We start from the raw sequence: 17,982 nt of genomic DNA on the forward strand, positions 1-17,982 counted from the left end.
GCCGCTCCTCACTCCGCCGCGACCGGCACCGGTTCGTCGGCTGCCATCGGCACGAGGCCCAGCTTCCCGAACAGCGCCGCGTCGGCGCCCGCGCCGGCATTGCCGGTGGTGAGCAGCTTGTCGCCGGTGAAGATGCTGTTGGCGCCGGCCATGAAGCAGAGCGCCTGGGTGCTTTCCGACATGCTTTCGCGTCCGGCCGACAGACGCACCATGGAACGGGGCATCGCGATGCGGGCGACGGCGACGGTCCGGACGAACTCGATCTCGTCGATCCGGGCGAGCGGCGTGCCGGCCAGCATGTCGCCCAGCACCGTGCCCTTGACCGGCACCAGCGCGTTCACCGGCACGCTTTCGGGATGGCGGGGCAGGGTGGCGAGGGCGTGGAGGAAGCCGACCCGGTCCTCCCGGCTCTCGCCCATGCCGACGATCCCGCCGCAGCACACCGCCATTCCCGATGCGCGGACATGCTCCAGCGTGTCGAGCCGGTCCGCATAGGTGCGGGTGGTGATCACCGCGCCATAATGTTCGGGCGAGGTGTCGAGATTGTGGTTGTAATAATCGAGCCCGGCGTCGGCGAGGCGATCTGCTTGGTCGCGCGTCAGCATGCCGAGCGTCATGCAGGTCTCCAGGCCCATCGCCTTGACGCCCGCCACCATGTCGCAGAGCGCGTCCATGTCGCGGTCCTTGGGATTGCGCCACGCCGCGCCCATGCAGAAGCGGCCCGACCCGTTCGCCTTCGCCTCGGCGGCGGCGGCGAGGACGCTGTCGACGTCCATCAGCTTGTCGGCCTTGAGGCCGGTCTCCGCATAAGCGGACTGGCTGCAATAGCCGCAATCCTCCGGACAACCGCCGGTCTTGATGCTGAGCAGGGTCGACAGCTGGACTTCGTTCGGCGCGTGGAAGCGGCGGTGGATGCCCTGCGCTTCGTAGAGAAGGTCGAGGAAGGGAAGGTCGAAGAGGTCCGCGATCTCGGCGCGGGTCCAGTCGGTCCGGATGTCGGTCAAGTGAGGCTTCCATGTACAGTGCCGAGGAAGGCGCCTACCCCGCCGCCGTAGCACATGGCAACCAGCGACCGGCCCAGCCCGCATGTCGTCGCTCATGCCTGCCCCCTTTCCTCCGGCTATTCCGCGGCCTCCTCGAGCGGCGGGAAATTGTGGCCGAGGAGCTTCAGCACCTCGCCGGCGGCTTCCACCAGATTGGTGCCCGGGCCGAAGATCGCCTGCACCCCCGCCTCGCGCAGCATCTCGTAATCCTGCGCCGGAATGACGCCGCCCGCCACCACCTTGATGTCGGCCCGGCCCATTGCCCGCAGGTGCCGGACGAGTTCGGGGATCAGCGTCTTGTGCCCGGCCGCGAGGCTGGAGGCGCCGACCACGTCCACATCCTTCTCGACGGCCAGCCGCGCGCTTTCCTCCGGCGTCTGGAAGAGCGGACCCGAGATCACTTCGAAGCCGAGATCGGCGAAGGCGGAGGCGACGAGATTGGCGCCCCGGTCGTGGCCGTCCTGGCCCATCTTGGCGACCAGCATGCGTGGCTTGCGCCCCAGCCGGCGTTCGACCGCGCTCACGCCTTCGCCGGCGCGCGCCCAGTTCGGATCGTCGCCATAGGCGCCGCCATAGATGCCCTTCACCGGGGTCGGGATGGTGCCGTAGCGGCCGAACACGTCCTCCAGCGCCTGACTGATTTCGCCGAGCGTGCACCGCGCGCGGGCCGCCTCGACGGCAAGGGCAAGGAGGTTCACGTCCGCCTCTCCACCTCCGGTGACGGATGGTCCGCTCTGCGCGCCCTCCCGGAGCGTGTCGAGCGCGGCCTGCGCCTTCGCTTCGTTCCGTTCGGCCCGCGTCCGTTCCAGCCGCGCGATCTGGCCGGAGCGGACGCGATCATTGTCGATCTCGAGGATCTCGAGCGGCGGCTCGTCCTTCAGGCGATAGCGGTTGACGCCGACGATCACGTCCTCGCCGCGGTCGACCCGGGCGGCACGCGCCGCCGAGGCTTCCTCGATCCGGCGCTTGGGCATGCCCTCGTCGACCGCCTTGGTCATCCCGCCCATCGCCTCGACCTCCTCGATCAGCGCCCAGGCGGCGTCGGCGAGCTGGCGGGTCAGCGCCTCGACATAATAAGAGCCGCCGAGCGGATCGGCGACGTTGGCGATGCCGGTCTCCTCGGCGATCACCAGCTGGGTGTTGCGCGCGATCCGTGCGGAGAAGTCGGTCGGGAGCGCGATCGCCTCGTCGAAGCTGTTGGTGTGGAGCGACTGGGTGCCGCCCAGCACCGCCGCCATCGCCTCGATCGTAGTGCGCATGATGTTGTTATAGGGATCCTGCTCGGTCAGCGACACGCCGGACGTCTGGCAGTGGGTGCGCAGCATCTTCGACTTGGGGTTGGTCGCGCCGAACCCGTCCATGATCCGGTGCCACAAGAGGCGCGCGGCGCGCAGCTTGGCGATCTCCATGAAGAAGTTCATGCCGATGCCGAAGAAGAAGCTGAGCCGCGGCGCGAAGGCGTCGACGTCGAGCCCCTTGGCCTGCGCCGCCCGCACATATTCCATGCCGTCGGCGAGGGTGAAGGCGAGCTCCTGCACCGCCGTCGCGCCGGCTTCCTGCATGTGGTAGCCGCTGATCGAGATCGAGTTGAAGCGCGGCATGTGACGCGACGTGTAGGCGATGATGTCCGCCACGATCCGCATCGAAGGCTCGGGCGGATAGATATAGGTGTTGCGGACCGCGAACTCCTTGAGGATGTCGTTCTGGATGGTGCCCGAGAGCTTCTCCTGCGGCACGCCCTGCTCCTCGGCGGCGACGATGTAGAAGGCCATGACCGGCAGCACCGCGCCGTTCATCGTCATCGAGACGCTCATCTCGCCGAGCGGGATGCCGTCGAACAGGATCTGCATGTCGGCGACGGTGTCGATCGCGACGCCCGCCTTGCCGACGTCGCCCACGACGCGCGGATGATCGCTGTCATAGCCGCGATGGGTGGCGAGGTCGAAGGCGACGCTGAGGCCTTTCTGCCCGGCGGCGAGGTTGCGGCGGTAGAAGGCGTTCGATTCCTCGGCGGTGGAAAAGCCCGCATATTGGCGGATCGTCCACGGCCGGCCGGTATACATCGACGCATAGGGGCCGCGCGTGAAGGGCGCGAAGCCGGGCAGGCCGGGATCCAGGTCGGCCGTGTCATCGGCCGTGTAGAGCGGTTTCACCGCCAGCCCCTCGGGCGTGTTCCAGGTGAGGTCCTTGCCCTTCACCTCCCTGGCCGCGGCGGCCTGCCAGTCTTCGATCGTGGGTTTGTTGTCATTCATATCTTCGAACCGTTCGGGCTGAGCCTGTCGAAGCCCACCCCTTTCTTACCTTCGCCCCCAAAAGGGAAGGGGCGGCCTTCAACACGCTCAGGCCGGCCGGGTGGGGAGGCTCTAATGCGCCTGTCCCGGCGTCTCCATCAACTCGATGAGAACGCCGCCCGTGTCCCTTGGATGCACGAAGATGACGAGCGTGCCGTGCGCGCCGATGCGGGGCTCGCCGAGCACCTTGGCGCCCTTCGCCTCCATCTCGGCCTTGGCCTTATGGATGTCCGGCACTTCGAAACAGATGTGATGCTGCCCCCCGGTCGGGTTCTTCTCGAGGAACTTCACGATCGGCGAGGCCTCGCCCAGCGGCTCGATCAGCTCGATCTGGCTGTTCGGCGCATCGACGAAGCACACCCGCACCCCCTGCGCCGGCAGGTCGAAGGGCGCGCCGATCGCTTCCGCGCCGAGCAGGTCGCGGTACATGGCGACGCTCTTCTCGATCGAAGGCGTGGCGACCCCCACATGGTTCAGGCGCCCGAGCTTCATCTCAGCACCGTCATCCCGGCGAAGGCCGGGATCTCGAGGTTCACAGGCACTGCGCCTCTCCAGGGGATGCCGGCCTGCGCCGGCACGACGTTACAGGGGAATATTGTCATGCTTCTTCCAAGGGTTTTCGAGCTGCTTGTCGCGCAGCTTCCGTAATCCCAGCGCGATGCGCCGCCTTGTCGAATGCGGCATGATCACCTCGTCGATGAACCCCTTCGACGCGGCCACGAACGGATTGGCGAAGCGCTGCTCATAGTCGGCGGTGCGGGCGGCGATCTTGTCGGGATCGCCGATGTCCTTGCGGAAGATGATCTCGACCGCGCCCTTGGCGCCCATCACCGCGATCTCGGCGGTCGGCCAGGCATAGTTCAAATCGCCGCGCAGATGCTTCGACGCCATCACGTCATAGGCGCCGCCATAGGCCTTGCGGGTGATCACGGTGATCTTGGGCACGGTCGCCTCGGCATAAGCGAAGAGCAGCTTCGCGCCGTTCTTGATGATGCCGTTATGCTCCTGCGCGACGCCGGGGAGGAACCCCGGCACGTCGACGAAGGTCAGGATCGGGATGTCGAAGGCGTCGCAGAAGCGGACGAAGCGCCCGGCCTTCTTCGACGAGGCGATGTCGAGCACGCCGGCGAGCACCATCGGCTGGTTCGCCACCACGCCCACGGTGCGGCCCTCGACCCGGCCGAATCCGCAGATGATGTTGGCGGCATGGGCCGGCTGGATCTCGAAGAAGTCGCCCTCGTCCAGCACTTTGCGGATGAGCTCGTGCATGTCGTAGGGCTTGTTGGCGCTGTCCGGGATGAGCGTGTCGAGGCTCGGCTCCTCCCGGTTCCAGGGGTCGGAGGTGGGCCGGACCGGAAGATCGTGACGGTTCGACAGCGGCAGGAAATCGAAGAAGTCGCGGGTGGCGAGGAGCGCGTCGATGTCATTCTCGAACGCGACGTCGGCGACGCCGGACTTGGTCGTGTGGGTGATCGCCCCGCCCAGTTCCTCCTGCGTCACCACTTCGTTGGTGACGGTCTTCACCACGTCGGGGCCGGTGACGAACATGTAGGAGCTGTCCTTCACCATGAAGATGAAGTCGGTCATCGCCGGCGAATAGACCGCGCCGCCCGCGCAGGGGCCCATGATCAGGCTGATCTGCGGGACGACGCCGCTCGCCAGCACGTTCCTCTGGAACACCTCGGCATAGCCGGCGAGGCTCGCGACGCCTTCCTGGATGCGGGCGCCGCCCGAATCGTTGAGACCGATGACGGGCGCGCCGACCTTCATCGCCATGTCCATCACCTTGCAGATCTTCTGCGCGTGGCGCTCGGACAGCGAGCCGCCGAACACGGTGAAGTCCTGCGCGAAGACGTAGACGAGCCGGCCGTTGATCGTGCCGGACCCGGTGACCACCCCGTCGCCGGGGAACTTCTGGTCCTCCATCCCGAAATCGGCGCAATTGTGCTCGACGAACATGTCATATTCCTCGAACGAGCCGGGATCGAGCAGCACGGTCAGCCGCTCGCGCGCGGTGAGGCGCCCCTTGGCGTGCTGCGCCTCGATCCTCTTCGCGCCCCCGCCGAGCCGCGCCTGCTCCCGCCGCCGCTCAAGCTCTTCGATCGTCGTCGCCATCCGGCACCCCTGTCAGCTGTTCGCCCCGCCCATATTCGGGAAGCGGTGGGGAGGCAAATCGGCGGCACGCCGAAGCCCCATTGAGAAGGCGGGTTCCAGCCGCTATCTGCCCTGCGCAAGCAAAGGACTGGACATGGCCGAATTCGCGCTTCCGAAGAACAGCAAGATCAAGGGCAAGGGCCAGGCGCACAAGGCGCCGGCCGGTGCGAAACGCGTGAAGCGCTTCAAAATCTACCGCTACGACCCCGACAGCGGCGCCAATCCGCGCTACGACACGTTCGAGCTCGATCTCGACGATACCGGCCCGATGGTCCTCGACGCGCTGATCAAGATCAAGAGCGAGGTCGATCCGACCCTCACGTTCCGCCGGTCGTGCCGGGAGGGCATCTGCGGTTCCTGCTCGATGAACATCGCCGGCCGCAACGGCCTTGCCTGCACCACTGCGATCGAGGACGTCAAAGGCGAGATCCGCATCACGCCGCTCCCGCACATGGACGTCGTCAAGGACCTCGTGCCCGACTTCACCCACTTCTTCGCGCAATATGCCTCGATCAAGCCGTGGCTGCAGACGGTGACGCCGACGCCGTCGGGCAAGGAGCGGCTGCAGTCGCCGGAGGACCGGGCGAAGCTCGACGGGCTCTACGAGTGCATCCTGTGCGCCTGCTGCTCCTCCTCCTGCCCGAGCTATTGGTGGAATTCGGACAAGTTCCTCGGGCCGGCCATCCTGCTCCAGGCCTATCGCTGGCTCGCCGACAGCCGCGACGAGATGACCGGCGAGCGGCTCGACGAGCTGGAGGATCCGTTCCGCCTCTATCGCTGCCACACGATCATGAACTGCGCGAACGTCTGCCCCAAGGGGCTCAACCCCGCCAAGGCGATCGCCGAAACCAAGAAGATGCTGCTGGAACGCGCGGTTTGATCTTCCACTCCGGCCTGCGGGAGGAGCGGCCATGAAGCTTCATCCCCGCATCCGTCATGCGCCCGATCCCGATCATCCCGGCTGGTGGACCTGGGATGTGGAGGACCGCGACCGGTTCAACGCCGCGCTGGGCAAGCTCCTGGTGCGGGCGGAGGGGCCGGGGCGGGCGCGCTGCCGGATGTTTCCGGACAAATATCACTCCAATCTCGGCAACGTCGTTCACGGCGGGGCGACGATGACCTTCATCGACATGGCCTTCTTCGCCGGCGGGCGGCTGGCGGGGGCGGACGTCGCCTTCGCCGTGACGCTGGACTGCAACGTCCAGTTCCTGAGCCCGGCCGCGCTCGATCGCCCGCTCGACGCGGAGGTGGAAGTGCTGCGCGAGACCGGACGGCTGGTGTTCCTGCGCGGACGGGTGGTGCAGGAGGAGGTGCTGGTCGCCGCCTTCGCCGGCACGCTGCGCAAGTTCGACGGCAAGAGCCACGGCAGCGACTGAGCGTCAGTCGACGCCTTCGATCAGGCCGTCGCGCATGTGGATCCGCTGGTCCGCCGCGGCGGCGACCTCCGGGTCGTGCGTGACGCAGACGACCGCGCGGCCCTCGCCATGCGCGAGCTCGCGGAAGATTTCGACCACCCGGGCCGAGTTGACGCTGTCGAGATTGCCGGTCGGCTCGTCCCCCAGCACCAGCGACGGATCGTTGGCGAGCGCGCGGGCGATGGCGACGCGCTGGCGCTGGCCGCCGGACATGCGGTCGGGAGTCTTGTGCGCCTGATCCGCCAGGTCCATCGCCTCCAGCTGTTCGAGCGCGCGGGCACGCGCCGCCTTGTCGCTCAGCCGGCCGAGGCGGCGGATCGGAATGGCGACATTTTCGAGCGCGCTGAATTCGGGCAGCAGGAAATGGAACTGGAAGACGAAGCCGAAGCGGGCGAGCCGCAGCCGTGCCCGCGCGTCGCCGCCGAGCGGGACGGTGTCGACGCCGTCAAAGACGAGGCTGCCGGCGGTCGGCCGGTCGAGGAGGCCGAGCAGATAGAGAAGCGAGGATTTGCCGCAGCCCGACGGCCCGATCACCGCCACGAAGCGGCCGGGCTCGATCCTGAGGTCCACGCCCCGCACCAGCGGCACCGGCGGGTCGCCGGGCAGGGTGCGGGTGAGGCCCGCCGCTTCGAGCAAAGCGGTCATGCCGCGCCCCGCAGGATGTCGACCGGATCGACCCGCGCCGCCTTGCGGGCCGGCAACCAGGCGGCGATCACGGCCGAAAAAAGCGACGCGCCGCCGGCGATCAGGAACTGGCGTGGCCGGCGGTCGAGCGGGATATGCTCCGTCTTGCCCTGCACGGTGAATTCGAGGCTGCCCAGGATCTGCATCAGCAGCAGCCCGAGCGCCCAGCCGAACAGGATGCCGACCAGCGCCAGCACGATCCCTTCCGTCACGAAGATGCGCTGGAGGTCGCCTTCCGAAAAGCCGATCGAGCGCATGATCGCGATGTCGCGCCGCTTGTCCGCCACCGAATTGGACACGACGGTGTAGATGCCGAAGCTCGCCACCAGCAGGATCGCCGACACCACCGTATACATGATGATGTTGCGGGTGAGCAGCAGCGTGAGGAAGTCCGCCGATCGCTCCTGCCAGCTTTCCGCCTTGTAGCCGAAGCGCCGCTCGAGATCGGCGGCGACGGCGTCGGCCGCATAGGGATCGGCGAGCTTCACCCCGATGCGGTTGATGATGAAGGGCTGGCCGGTCAGCGATTGCGCCTCGCGCAGCAGCACATAGCCGTTCGACGCGCCGAGCTGGCCGCGGCCGCGCTCGAACAGGCCCACGATGCGTAGCGATCGCGTGCCGGTTCGGCTGGTCGCGCCGACCGTGTCGCCGATCCCGACGCCGAGCCGTTCCGCCATCTGCTCGCCTATGATGATCCCGCCCGACGTGGTCTCGAGATCGCGCAGCCGCCCGGCCGAGAGGTTGTCCTCCACCGTGCTCACCCGCTGCTCGATGGCCGGATCGATGCCGATGATCCCCAGCGCCTCCTCGCGCCCGCCCACGCGGAGCGTGATCGCGCCCGACAGCGAAGGGGAGCCGACCCCGCCGGGGATCGAATCGGCGGCCTGCAGGATGCGCTGCCAGTCTTTCAGCCCGCGCACCTCGTTCCTGGGCTTGTAGCCGCGGACCTGCACTGCCGCCTCGCCAAAGGCGGTCACCGCCGGCTGGGGAGGGGGGCTGCGGATTTCGTCGGAGACGATGATGTGCGGCGCCGCATCGATAAGGGTGCGGACGAAGTCGTTCTGGCTGCCGATCATCAGCGCCGAGACGGCGAGGAAGAAGCCGACGCCCACGCCCACGCCCGACACCGCCACCACCGTCTGGCGCTTGCGGACCGCGAGATGCTTGGCGGCGATGCCGAGCAGCAGCCGCGTCCGCCCGAACATCAGCAGCCCCGAACCTCGACCCGGCCGCCTTCGCTCAGGCTCGCGGGCGGGCTGGTGAAGATGCAGGCGCCGGGGGCGAGCCCCTCCAATATCTCGATCCGCTCCGCGCCTTCGATGCCGGTGCGCACCGGACGGCGTTCGGCCTCGCCGCCTTCGCCGAGCGCCCAGACATGGCCGTCCCGCACCGCCTGGGTCGGGACCAGCAGCGCCTGCGCCTTGGCGCGGGTGACGATATTGACCTCCAGCGTCAGGCCGATCGGAAGATTTTCCGGCGAATCGGGGAGGATACGGACGCGGAAGGCGCGCTGGTTCGGATCGCCGCCGGGCGTCACGTCGCGCACCGTGCCGCGGTAGACCCGGTCGGGATAAGCGGCCGAGGACATGAGCGCACGCTGGCCGCGCACCACCCGCGGGATGTCGCGTTCGTCGACGGTGGCGGTAACGCGCAGCAGCGCCGGGTCGCCCAGCGTCAGGAGCTTGCGGCTCGGACCCGCCATGTCGCCCGGCTCCGCTTCGCGGCGCAGCACCACGCCCGATAGGCCGGCGCGGATCACATATTGGTCGAGGCGGGCCCGCGCCTGGCTCTCGGCGGCGCGGGCGGAGCGGGCGGCGGTGACGGCGCGGTCGCGTCCGGCGGCGGCGAGGAAGCCGCGCTCGAACAAGGCGAGGGCGCGTCCCTCTTCCGCTTCGGCATTGGCGGTTTGCGCGGCGAGTTGGGCGATCGCCGCCCGCTGCTCCCCGTCCTCCAGCCGGACGAGCGGCTGGCCGCGGGCGACGCGGTCGCCTTCCTCGACCAGGATCTCGACGATCGGCGCGGTGATCCGGGAGGCGACATCCACCGGCTGGCGGGGCTCGACGACGCCGGTGGCGTAGACCACCTCCACCGCCTCCCCGAGCCGGGCCTGCGTTCCCTCGACGGCGGTGGGGCCGCGGCCGAAGGCGTACCAGCCGCCGCCGGCGGCGAGCGCGAGGAGCAGGAGCAGCAGCCAGACCGACCGTGAACCCATCCCCCGTCTCCTCCCCGAAGCGGAACCTAGCAGGGGTGCGGGAAGCCGGGAAGCCGGGACACCTTTTCACCGCCGGGGGGCGCGTCTATGCCGCGCCGGTGTCAGAGGTTCTCCAGCGATATCGAAGCCTTGTCGCCGCGGGCGAGCTTCGCCCCGACGCCGATCAGGAACGGGCGGCCGTGCGGCTGGACCGGCTGGCGGTTGCGCTCGGCGCTGGGCGGCGGGAGCCGGGGCTGATCGCCCGCTTGCTGGGGCGGGGCCGGGAAGGGGCGCCGCGCGGCATCTATATGTGGGGCGGCGTTGGGCGCGGCAAATCGATGCTGATGGACCTCGCTTATGACGCGATCGCCTTCCAGCCGAAGCGCCGCGTCCATTTCCACGAATTCATGCTGGAGGTCCACGAGCGGCTCCGCGCCGAGCGCGCGAAGGAGGCGGGCGACCCGATCCCGCCGGTCGCCCGCGCGATCGCCGCCGAGGCGCGGCTGCTCTGCTTCGACGAGATGGTGATCAACAACAGCGCCGACGCGATGATCCTGTCGCGCCTGTTCGGCCAGCTGCTGGAGGCCGGCGTCACCGTGATCACCACCTCGAACCGCCCGCCGCGCGACCTTTATCTGGGCGGCCTCAACCGCGAACTGTTCCTGCCGTTCATCGACCTCATCGAAGGCGCGCTCGACGTCGTGGCGCTGAACGGGCCGGTCGACTACCGGCTGGAGCGGCTCGGCGGATTCCCCACCTGGTACGTACCGAACGGGCCGGAAGCCACGCAGGCGCTGTCCGCCGCCTTCTTCCGCCTGACCGACTATCCGCCCGAAGACCGCGCCCACGTCCCCTCGGAGGAGCTGAAGGTGCCCGGCGGCCGCACGCTCCACGTGCCCAAGAGCCTGAAGGGCGTCGCCGTCTTCTCCTTCAAGCGGCTGTGCGGCCAGCCGCGCGGCGCCGCCGACTATCTGACGATCGCGCGCCACTATCATACGGTCGTGATCGTCGGCATCCCCCGGCTCGGCCCCGAAAACCGCAACGAGGCGGCGCGCTTCGTCACCCTGATCGACGCGCTCTACGAGCAGAAGGTGAAGCTCCTCGCCGCCGCCGACGCCGAACCCCACGACCTCTATCCCGCCGGCGACGGCGCCTTCGAGTTCGAGCGCACCGCGAGCCGCCTTATCGAGATGCAGAGCGCCGATTATCTCGCGCGCGGCCATGGCGAGGATTGAGCCTCCTTGCCTGTTGCCCCTGCGCGAGGAGGCGTCTAAGCGGGCGCCACGTCCGTGGCCGCCGCCGGCGGCCGTTCCGCATTGACATCAGAAAAGGGCTCCGAAACCCCAATGGCTCGCAAGAAAATCGCGCTCATCGGCGCCGGCATGATCGGCGGCACGCTCGCTCACCTGGCGGGCATTCGGGAGATGGGTGACATCGTCCTGTTCGACATCGCCGAGGGCATTCCGCAGGGCAAGGCGCTCGATCTTGCGCAGGCGGCGCCGGTCGAGGGCTTCGACGCGCGGCTGAAGGGCACCAACGACTATGCCGACATCGCCGGCGCCGACGTGTGCATCGTCACCGCCGGCGTGCCGCGCAAGCCCGGCATGAGCCGCGACGATCTGCTCGGCATCAACCTCAAGGTGATGAAGGCGGTGGGCGAGGGCATCAAGGCGCATGCGCCGGACAGCTTCGTCATCTGCATCACCAACCCGCTCGACGCGATGGTGTGGGCGCTGCGCGAATTTTCGGGCCTGCCGCATCACATGGTGGTCGGCATGGCGGGCGTGCTGGACTCGGCGCGGTTCCGCCACTTCCTGGCCGAGGAATTCGACGTCTCGGTCGAGGACGTCACCGCCTTCGTGCTCGGCGGCCATGGCGACACGATGGTGCCGGTGGTGCAGTACAGCACCGTCGCCGGCATCCCGGTGCCGGATCTCATCAAGATGGGCTGGTCCACGCAGGAGAAGATCGACGCGATCGTCCAGCGCACCCGCTCGGGCGGCGGCGAGATCGTCCAGCTGCTCAAGACCGGTTCGGCCTATTACGCCCCCGCCACCTCGGCGATCGCGATGGCCGAGAGCTTCCTCAAGGACAAGAAGCGGGTGCTGCCCGCGGCGGCCCACCTCACCGGCCAATATGGCGTCGACGACCTCTATGTCGGGGTGCCGGTGGTGATCGGGGCCGGCGGCGTCGAGCGGATCGTCGAGATCGAGCTGGACGCGACCGCCCGCGAGAATTTCGACGTGTCGGTGAATGCGGTCAAGGAACTGCTCGACGCCTGCAAGGGCATCGACAGCTCGCTCGGCTAGTCCATGCTCGTGGAGAGCGAACCGCGGATGATGTGCCGGCGAGCGGACCGCGCCGGCGCTCGCGTTGACGCTCTTTCGGCCACTTCTTATTTTACACATAAGCTGTGTAAATGCGGGACGCTCGCGTGACCAAGAACATCACCCTCGCCGTCGACGAAGAGCTGCTGGCGCGGTTTCGCGTGCTGGCGGCCGAGCGCCGCACCTCCGTCAACGCGCTGATCCGCCAGCATATGGAGGAAGCGACGGGCCTGCTCGAAAAGCGCCGCGAAGCCCGCGCGTGGATGGCGGCGAAAGCGCGCGAGAACGGCGCGCGCGACGAGCCCGGCACCGATGGCGGTTGGCGCTGGAACCGGGAAGACAGCTACAGCGGCCCCCGCTTCGACAGGCTGCGGAACATCTGATGGCTGGTCTGTTCTTCGACACCAACATCCTGCTCTACGCGGCCCGGCCCAAGCTGACCGGCGCCGATGCGGCGAAGCGCGCAGTGGCGGAAGAGCTGGTCGGCGCGCATGATTTCACGATTTCCGGACAAGTGCTGGCGGAGTTCTACGCCAACGCGGTTCGGACCGGTCCGCATCGGCTTTCGTCCGAAGAAGCGGACGAGTGGATTGAGCGTCTGGCGGTCCTGCCGTGCGTTGCGATCGATGCCGGCCTGGTCCGTTCCGGAATCGCATTGTCGGAGCGCTACCGGCTCAACTATTGGGACGGAGCGATCATCGCGGCGGCGCACGAAGGCGGCGCCGACTTGCTCTACACCGAAGATCTGAACGACGGCCAGCGCTATGGCAGCGTCACGGCCGTCAATCCCTTCAAACACCTTCCGAGCTGACTGGAGTTCCATGGCCATTCTCGTCAACGCCAATACCCGCGTGATCACGCAGGGCATTACCGGTGCCCAGGGCACCTTCCACACCGAGCAGGCGATCGCCTACGGGACGAAGATGGTCGGCGGCGTCACGCCCGGCAAAGGCGGGCAGCAGCATCTCGGCCTTCCCGTCTTCGACACGGTCGAGGAAGCGGTGAAGACCACCGGGGCCGACGCCTCGGTCATCTACGTGCCGCCGCCCTTCGCGGCCGATTCGATCCTGGAGGCGATCGACGCCGAAGTGCCGCTGATCGTCTGCATCACCGAAGGTATTCCGGTGCTGGACATGGTGCGGGTGAAGCGGGCGCTGTCCGGATCGAAGTCGCGCCTGATCGGTCCCAACTGCCCGGGCGTCCTGACGCCGGACGAGTGCAAGATCGGCATCATGCCCGGCCAGATCTTCCGCAAGGGATCGGTCGGCGTCGTCAGCCGCTCCGGCACGCTCACCTACGAGGCGGTGTTCCAGACCTCGCAGCAGGGCCTCGGCCAGACGACGGCGGTCGGCATCGGCGGCGATCCGGTGAACGGCACCAACTTCATCGACGTGCTCGAGCTGTTCCTCGCCGACGAGGCGACGCAGTCGATCATCATGATCGGCGAGATCGGCGGATCGGCCGAGGAGGAAGCCGCCCAGTTCCTCGCCGACGAGGCGAAGAAGGGCCGATCCAAGCCCACCGTCGGCTTCATCGCCGGCCGCACCGCGCCTCCGGGCCGGCGCATGGGCCATGCGGGCGCGATCGTCTCCGGTGGCCAAGGCGGCGCCGAAGACAAGATCGCAGCGATGGAGGCGGCTGGAATTCGCGTGTCTCCGAGCCCATCTGAACTCGGGACGACCCTTGCCGAACTTTTGAAGGGCTGAGGGATTGGTGGAACCGGGGCGCATCGGGGCGCGCCCGCGTAAAGGCATGTGACCGTGGACAGCTTCGGCGAAATCGAACGCGTGGAGGGCCCCAGCTGGGCCCGCGACAATTGGCCGCTCATGGACCTCGACGAGGTCAATGCGGGTCTCGACCCCACCCGGATGACGATCGAGAAGGTCGCCGCCGGCGCGAAGGCGCGCGCGGTCGCCGCGGGGCGCTCCGACGCGGAGGTGCAGGAGGCCGCGCGCGATTCGATCCGGGCAATGATGCTGATCCGCACCTACCGGGTGCGCGGCCATCTCGCCGCCGATCTCGATCCGCTCGGCCTCGCCAGGCGCGACCTGCCGGCCGATCTCACGCCCGAATATCACGGCTTCGAGGGCGCGGCGCTCGACCGTCCCGTCTTTCTCGGCGGGACGATGGGCATCGAGACCATCACCGTGCGCGAGCTGGTCGAGGTGCTGCGACGCAATTATTGCGGCCATGTCGGCCTCGAATATATGCACATCAACGACCTTGCCGAGCGCCGCTTCCTGCAGGAGCGGATGGAGGGGCGCGACAAGGAGATCAGCTTCACCCCCGAGGGCAAGGAAGCGATCCTCGCCAAGGTGATCGAGGCGGAGCAGTGGGAGAAGTTCCTCGCCCGCAAATATGTCGGCACCAAGCGCTTCGGCCTGGACGGCGGCGAATCGATGGTCCCCGCGCTCGAGGCGGTGATCAAATATGGCGGGCAGTTCGGCGTGCGCGAGATCGTGCTCGGCATGGCGCATCGCGGCCGCCTCAATGTGCTCGCCAACGTGATGGGCAAGCCCTATCGCGCCATCTTCTCGGAATTCGCCGGCGGCTCCGCCAATCCGGAGGATGTCGGCGGATCGGGCGACGTCAAATATCATCTCGGCACCTCGTCGGACCGCGAGTTCGACGGCATCCAGGTGCATATGTCGCTGCTTCCCAACCCCTCGCATCTCGAGGCGGTGAACCCGGTGGTGCTCGGCAAGGCGCGCGCCCAGCAGGTGCAGCGAGGCGATCCGGACGGCACCGAAGTGCTTCCCGTGCTGCTCCATGGCGACGCGGCCTTTGCGGGGCAGGGCATCGTGGCCGAGATCCTCGGCTTTTCCGGTCTTCCAGGATACGGCACCGGCGGCACGCTCCACTTCATCATCAACAACCAGGTCGGCTTCACCACCTCGCCGCAATATGCGCGCTCGTCCCCCTATCCTTCCGACGTCGCGAAGATGGTCCAGGCGCCGATCCTGCACGTCAACGGCGACGATCCCGAGGCGGTGACCTTCGCCTGCAAGCTCGCCATCGAATATCGGCAGAAGTTCAAGCGCGACATCGTCATCGACATGTGGTGCTACCGCCGCTTCGGTCACAATGAAGGCGACGAGCCCGGCTTCACCCAGCCGCAGATGTATGCCGCCATCCGCAAGCATCCCCCCATCTCCGCCCTCTACGGCGCGCGGCTGATCGAAGAGGGCGTGGTCGACAAAGGCTGGGTCGATGGTCATGTCGCCCAGTTCACCGCGATGATGGAGGACGAGTTCGAAGCGGCGAAGACTTATCTGCCGAACAAGGCGGACTGGTTCGAAGGCCGCTGGGCGGGACTCGGCGCGCCGGGGACGCCCGAAGAGGAGCGCCGCAACGCGCCCACCAGCATCGACGCGGAGACGCTGGCCGCGCTCGGTCGTACGCTGACGCACGTTCCGTCCGACCTCGCGGTCCACAAGACGCTGCAGCGCATCCTCGACGCCAAGGCGGAGATGTTCCGCACCGGCGCCAATTTCGATTGGGCGACGGCCGAGGCGCTCGCCTTCGGCACATTGGTCGGCGAGGGCTTCCAGGTCCGCCTGTCCGGCCAGGACAGCGGCCGCGGCACGTTCAGCCACCGCCACGCCGTCTGGGTCGATCAGAATGACGGCCGCAAATATATCCCGCTGACCCAGATCGAAGGCGGCCGGTTCGAGGTGCGCGACAGCCCGCTGTCCGAATTTGGGGTGCTCGGCTTCGAATATGGCTATGCGCTGTCCGACCCGCGCACCCTGGTGCTGTGGGAAGCGCAGTTCGGCGATTTCGCCAACGGCGCCCAGGTGATCATCGACCAGTTCATCTCGTCCGGCGAATCGAAGTGGCTGCGCGCCAACGGGCTCGTGATGCTGCTTCCTCACGGCTATGAGGGGCAGGGGCCCGAGCACAGCTCGGCCCGGCCGGAGCGCTATCTGCAGCTCTGCGCCGAAGACAATATGCAGGTCGCCTATTGCACCACGCCGGCCAATTATTTCCACATCCTGCGGCGCCAGATGCACCGGCCGTTCCGCAAGCCGCTGGTGATCATGACTCCCAAGTCGCTGCTGCGCCACAAGCAGGCGGTGTCGGGCGTCGCCGATTTCACCGGCGACAGCCACTTCATGCGCATCCTGTCCGACCTCAACCCGCCCCGGGACGAAGAGGTGAAGCGGCTGGTCCTGTGCGCCGGCAAGGTCGCCTACGAGCTGATGGACGCGCGCGACGAGGCGGGGGACCGCGCCACCTCCGTCGTCCGGCTCGAACAGCTTTATCCCTTCCCGTCCGAGCCGCTGATCGCGCGCCTGAAGCGGATGACCAACCTCGAGGAGGTGGTCTGGGCGCAGGAAGAGCCGAAGAATCAGGGCTTCTGGACGTTCGTCGAACGGCGGATCGAGAAATGCCTGGTCGCGGCCGGCGTCGCGCCGCAGCGGCCGGTCTATGCGGGCCGCGCCGCGTCGGCCTCGCCGGCGACGGGGCTTGCCAAGCGGCACGCGGCGGAGCAGGCGGCGTTGATCGCCGAGGCGCTCGGCCTCGAAGGGGCGCGGCCCGAACAGCGCAAAGCGGGGTAGAGGAACGATATGGCAACCGAGGTTACAGTCCCGACGCTTGGGGAATCGATCACCGAGGCGACGCTCGGCGCCTGGCTGAAGCAGCCCGGAGACCCCGTCGCCGCCGACGAACCGATCGCCAGCCTCGAGACCGACAAGGTCGCCGTCGAGGTCCCGTCGCCGGTCGCGGGCACGATGGGCGAGCATCTCGTGTCCGAAGGCGACACCGTCGAGGTGGGCGCCGCCATCGCCCGGATCGAGGAAGGCGCGTCGGCGGCGCCGGCGGCACCCTCCGCGTCCGCCGACGGCGGTGAGGCGGACGAGGAAGAGGACGAGGAGGGCGGCGAAGGCTCCAGCCTCACCCTGTCCCCGGCGGTCCGCCGCGCGGTGCTGGAACATCAGATCGATCCCTCGCGGATCAAGGGCACCGGCAAGGACGGCCGCATCACCAAGGACGATGTGCTCGCCGCCGCCAAGGCCCAGCGGGCCGAAGCCGCCGCTCCGTCGCCGTCGCCTTCTCCCGCTTCCTCCGCCGCCCCGAAGGCGGGCGGCGAACGGCGCGAAGAGCGGGTGCGGATGACGCGCCTGCGCCAGACCATCGCCCGCCGGCTTAAGGAGGCGCAGAACACGGCCGCCTTGCTCACCACCTTCAACGACGTCGACATGACGGCGGTGATGGAGGCCCGCGGCCGCTACAAGGACCTGTTCGAAAAGAAGCACGGCATTCGGCTCGGCTTCATGGGCTTCTTCGTGAAGGCCGCCTGCCTCGCCGCGCGCGACATCCCCGCCGTCAACGCCTACATAGAAGGCGACGAGATCGTCTATCACGATTATGTGGACGTGTCGGTGGCGGTCTCGGCCCCGAACGGGCTGGTCGTGCCGGTGATCCGCAACGCCGACCGGATGAGCTTCGCCGAGATCGAGAAGACGATCGCCGACTTCGGCCGCCGCGCCAAGGACGGCACGCTCAAGATGGAGGAGATGCAGGGCGGCACCTTCACCATCTCCAACGGCGGCGTGTTCGGTTCGCTGCTGTCGACGCCGATCGTCAACCCGCCGCAGTCGGCGGTGCTCGGCATGCACCGGATCGAGGAGCGGCCGGTGGTGCGCGACGGCCAGATCGTCGCCCGCCCGATGATGTATCTCGCCCTCACCTACGACCACCGCCTGGTCGACGGCCGCGAGGCGGTCACCTTCCTGGTGCGGATGAAGGAAGCGATCGAGGATCCGACGCGCTTGCTGATCGACTTGTGATCCACCCCACCACCGTCACCCCGGCGAACGCCGGGGTCTCCGTCGGGCAGAGGCGGAGGCGGCGGTGACGAGATGCCGGCCT

At 68.0% G+C, this 17,982-nt stretch carries 16 protein-coding genes; 9 read left to right on the forward strand and 7 right to left on the reverse strand.

Going from position 1 to position 17,982, the window contains the following annotated elements:
* Nucleotides 1-8 precede the first annotated feature (8 nt).
* The 4 genes from bioB to ACK4K7_RS13130 form a co-directional block, all read right to left on the reverse strand.
* Nucleotides 9-1,004 (reverse strand): biotin synthase BioB, encoded by a 996-nt coding sequence (gene bioB / locus ACK4K7_RS13115; protein ID WP_431866645.1) that lies wholly within the window; start codon nt 1,002-1,004, stop codon nt 9-11.
* 116 nt (nt 1,005-1,120) lie between these two features.
* Complete coding sequence (gene scpA / locus ACK4K7_RS13120; protein WP_431866646.1) at nt 1,121-3,295, reverse strand: methylmalonyl-CoA mutase; 2,175 nt, start codon at nt 3,293-3,295, stop codon at nt 1,121-1,123.
* A 111-nt stretch (nt 3,296-3,406) separates the two neighbouring features.
* The gene (gene mce / locus ACK4K7_RS13125) at nt 3,407-3,826 is read right to left on the reverse strand and encodes a methylmalonyl-CoA epimerase (protein ID WP_431866648.1); all 420 of its coding nucleotides are present in this window, start codon (nt 3,824-3,826) and stop codon (nt 3,407-3,409) included.
* A 90-nt stretch (nt 3,827-3,916) separates the two neighbouring features.
* On the reverse strand, nt 3,917-5,449 hold the full coding sequence (locus ACK4K7_RS13130) for an acyl-CoA carboxylase subunit beta (RefSeq protein ID WP_431866650.1): 1,533 nt from the start codon (nt 5,447-5,449) through the stop codon (nt 3,917-3,919).
* A gap of 133 nt (nt 5,450-5,582) precedes the next feature.
* Between ACK4K7_RS13130 and ACK4K7_RS13135 the strand changes: the two genes are divergently transcribed.
* Nucleotides 5,583-6,368, forward strand: a complete 786-nt coding sequence (locus ACK4K7_RS13135) for a succinate dehydrogenase iron-sulfur subunit (protein WP_431866652.1) — start codon at nt 5,583-5,585, stop codon at nt 6,366-6,368.
* A 31-nt stretch (nt 6,369-6,399) separates the two neighbouring features.
* Nucleotides 6,400-6,864, forward strand: a complete 465-nt coding sequence (locus tag ACK4K7_RS13140; RefSeq protein ID WP_431866654.1) for a PaaI family thioesterase — start codon at nt 6,400-6,402, stop codon at nt 6,862-6,864.
* 3 nt (nt 6,865-6,867) lie between these two features.
* Here ACK4K7_RS13140 and ACK4K7_RS13145 read toward each other — a convergent pair whose 3' ends face one another.
* Genes ACK4K7_RS13145 through ACK4K7_RS13155 form a run of 3 tightly spaced genes read right to left on the reverse strand, consistent with a single transcriptional unit; the run spans nt 6,868 to nt 9,799 of the window.
* Nucleotides 6,868-7,548, reverse strand: a complete 681-nt coding sequence (locus tag ACK4K7_RS13145) for an ABC transporter ATP-binding protein (protein WP_431866656.1) — start codon at nt 7,546-7,548, stop codon at nt 6,868-6,870.
* Nucleotides 7,545-8,792: an ABC transporter permease gene (locus ACK4K7_RS13150; protein WP_431866658.1), complete on the reverse strand. Its 1,248-nt coding sequence runs from the start codon at nt 8,790-8,792 to the stop codon at nt 7,545-7,547. Before ACK4K7_RS13150 ends, ACK4K7_RS13145 begins: the two co-directional genes overlap by 4 nt.
* Complete coding sequence (locus tag ACK4K7_RS13155) at nt 8,792-9,799, reverse strand: efflux RND transporter periplasmic adaptor subunit (protein WP_431866660.1); 1,008 nt, start codon at nt 9,797-9,799, stop codon at nt 8,792-8,794. Before ACK4K7_RS13155 ends, ACK4K7_RS13150 begins: the two co-directional genes overlap by 1 nt.
* A gap of 98 nt (nt 9,800-9,897) precedes the next feature.
* Here ACK4K7_RS13155 and zapE point away from each other — a divergent pair, with 98 nt between their 5' ends.
* The 7 genes from zapE to odhB all read left to right on the forward strand — a co-directional run bounded on the left by zapE (nt 9,898) and on the right by odhB (nt 17,900).
* Nucleotides 9,898-11,013 carry a cell division protein ZapE gene (gene zapE, locus ACK4K7_RS13160; protein WP_431866662.1) on the forward strand — a complete coding sequence of 372 codons (1,116 nt, stop codon included), beginning with the start codon at nt 9,898-9,900 and terminating at the stop codon, nt 11,011-11,013.
* 111 nt (nt 11,014-11,124) lie between these two features.
* The gene (mdh, locus tag ACK4K7_RS13165; RefSeq protein WP_431866664.1) at nt 11,125-12,087 is read left to right on the forward strand and encodes a malate dehydrogenase; all 963 of its coding nucleotides are present in this window, start codon (nt 11,125-11,127) and stop codon (nt 12,085-12,087) included.
* A gap of 125 nt (nt 12,088-12,212) precedes the next feature.
* Nucleotides 12,213-12,488, forward strand: a complete 276-nt coding sequence (locus ACK4K7_RS13170; RefSeq protein ID WP_431866665.1) for a ribbon-helix-helix protein, CopG family — start codon at nt 12,213-12,215, stop codon at nt 12,486-12,488.
* Nucleotides 12,488-12,916 carry a PIN domain-containing protein gene (locus tag ACK4K7_RS13175; RefSeq protein WP_431866667.1) on the forward strand — a complete coding sequence of 143 codons (429 nt, stop codon included), beginning with the start codon at nt 12,488-12,490 and terminating at the stop codon, nt 12,914-12,916. Before ACK4K7_RS13170 ends, ACK4K7_RS13175 begins: the two co-directional genes overlap by 1 nt.
* Nucleotides 12,917-12,926: 10 nt before the next feature.
* The gene (gene sucD / locus ACK4K7_RS13180; RefSeq protein WP_431866669.1) at nt 12,927-13,811 is read left to right on the forward strand and encodes a succinate--CoA ligase subunit alpha; all 885 of its coding nucleotides are present in this window, start codon (nt 12,927-12,929) and stop codon (nt 13,809-13,811) included.
* Between the two features lie 54 nt (nt 13,812-13,865).
* Nucleotides 13,866-16,667, forward strand: a complete 2,802-nt coding sequence (locus ACK4K7_RS13185; RefSeq protein ID WP_431866671.1) for a 2-oxoglutarate dehydrogenase E1 component — start codon at nt 13,866-13,868, stop codon at nt 16,665-16,667.
* A 9-nt stretch (nt 16,668-16,676) separates the two neighbouring features.
* On the forward strand, nt 16,677-17,900 hold the full coding sequence (odhB, locus tag ACK4K7_RS13190; RefSeq protein ID WP_431866673.1) for a 2-oxoglutarate dehydrogenase complex dihydrolipoyllysine-residue succinyltransferase: 1,224 nt from the start codon (nt 16,677-16,679) through the stop codon (nt 17,898-17,900).
* Nucleotides 17,901-17,982 lie beyond the last annotated feature (82 nt).

It is taken from the genome of Allosphingosinicella sp. (assembly GCF_046295735.1).
Lineage (GTDB): Bacteria > Pseudomonadota > Alphaproteobacteria > Sphingomonadales > Sphingomonadaceae > Allosphingosinicella.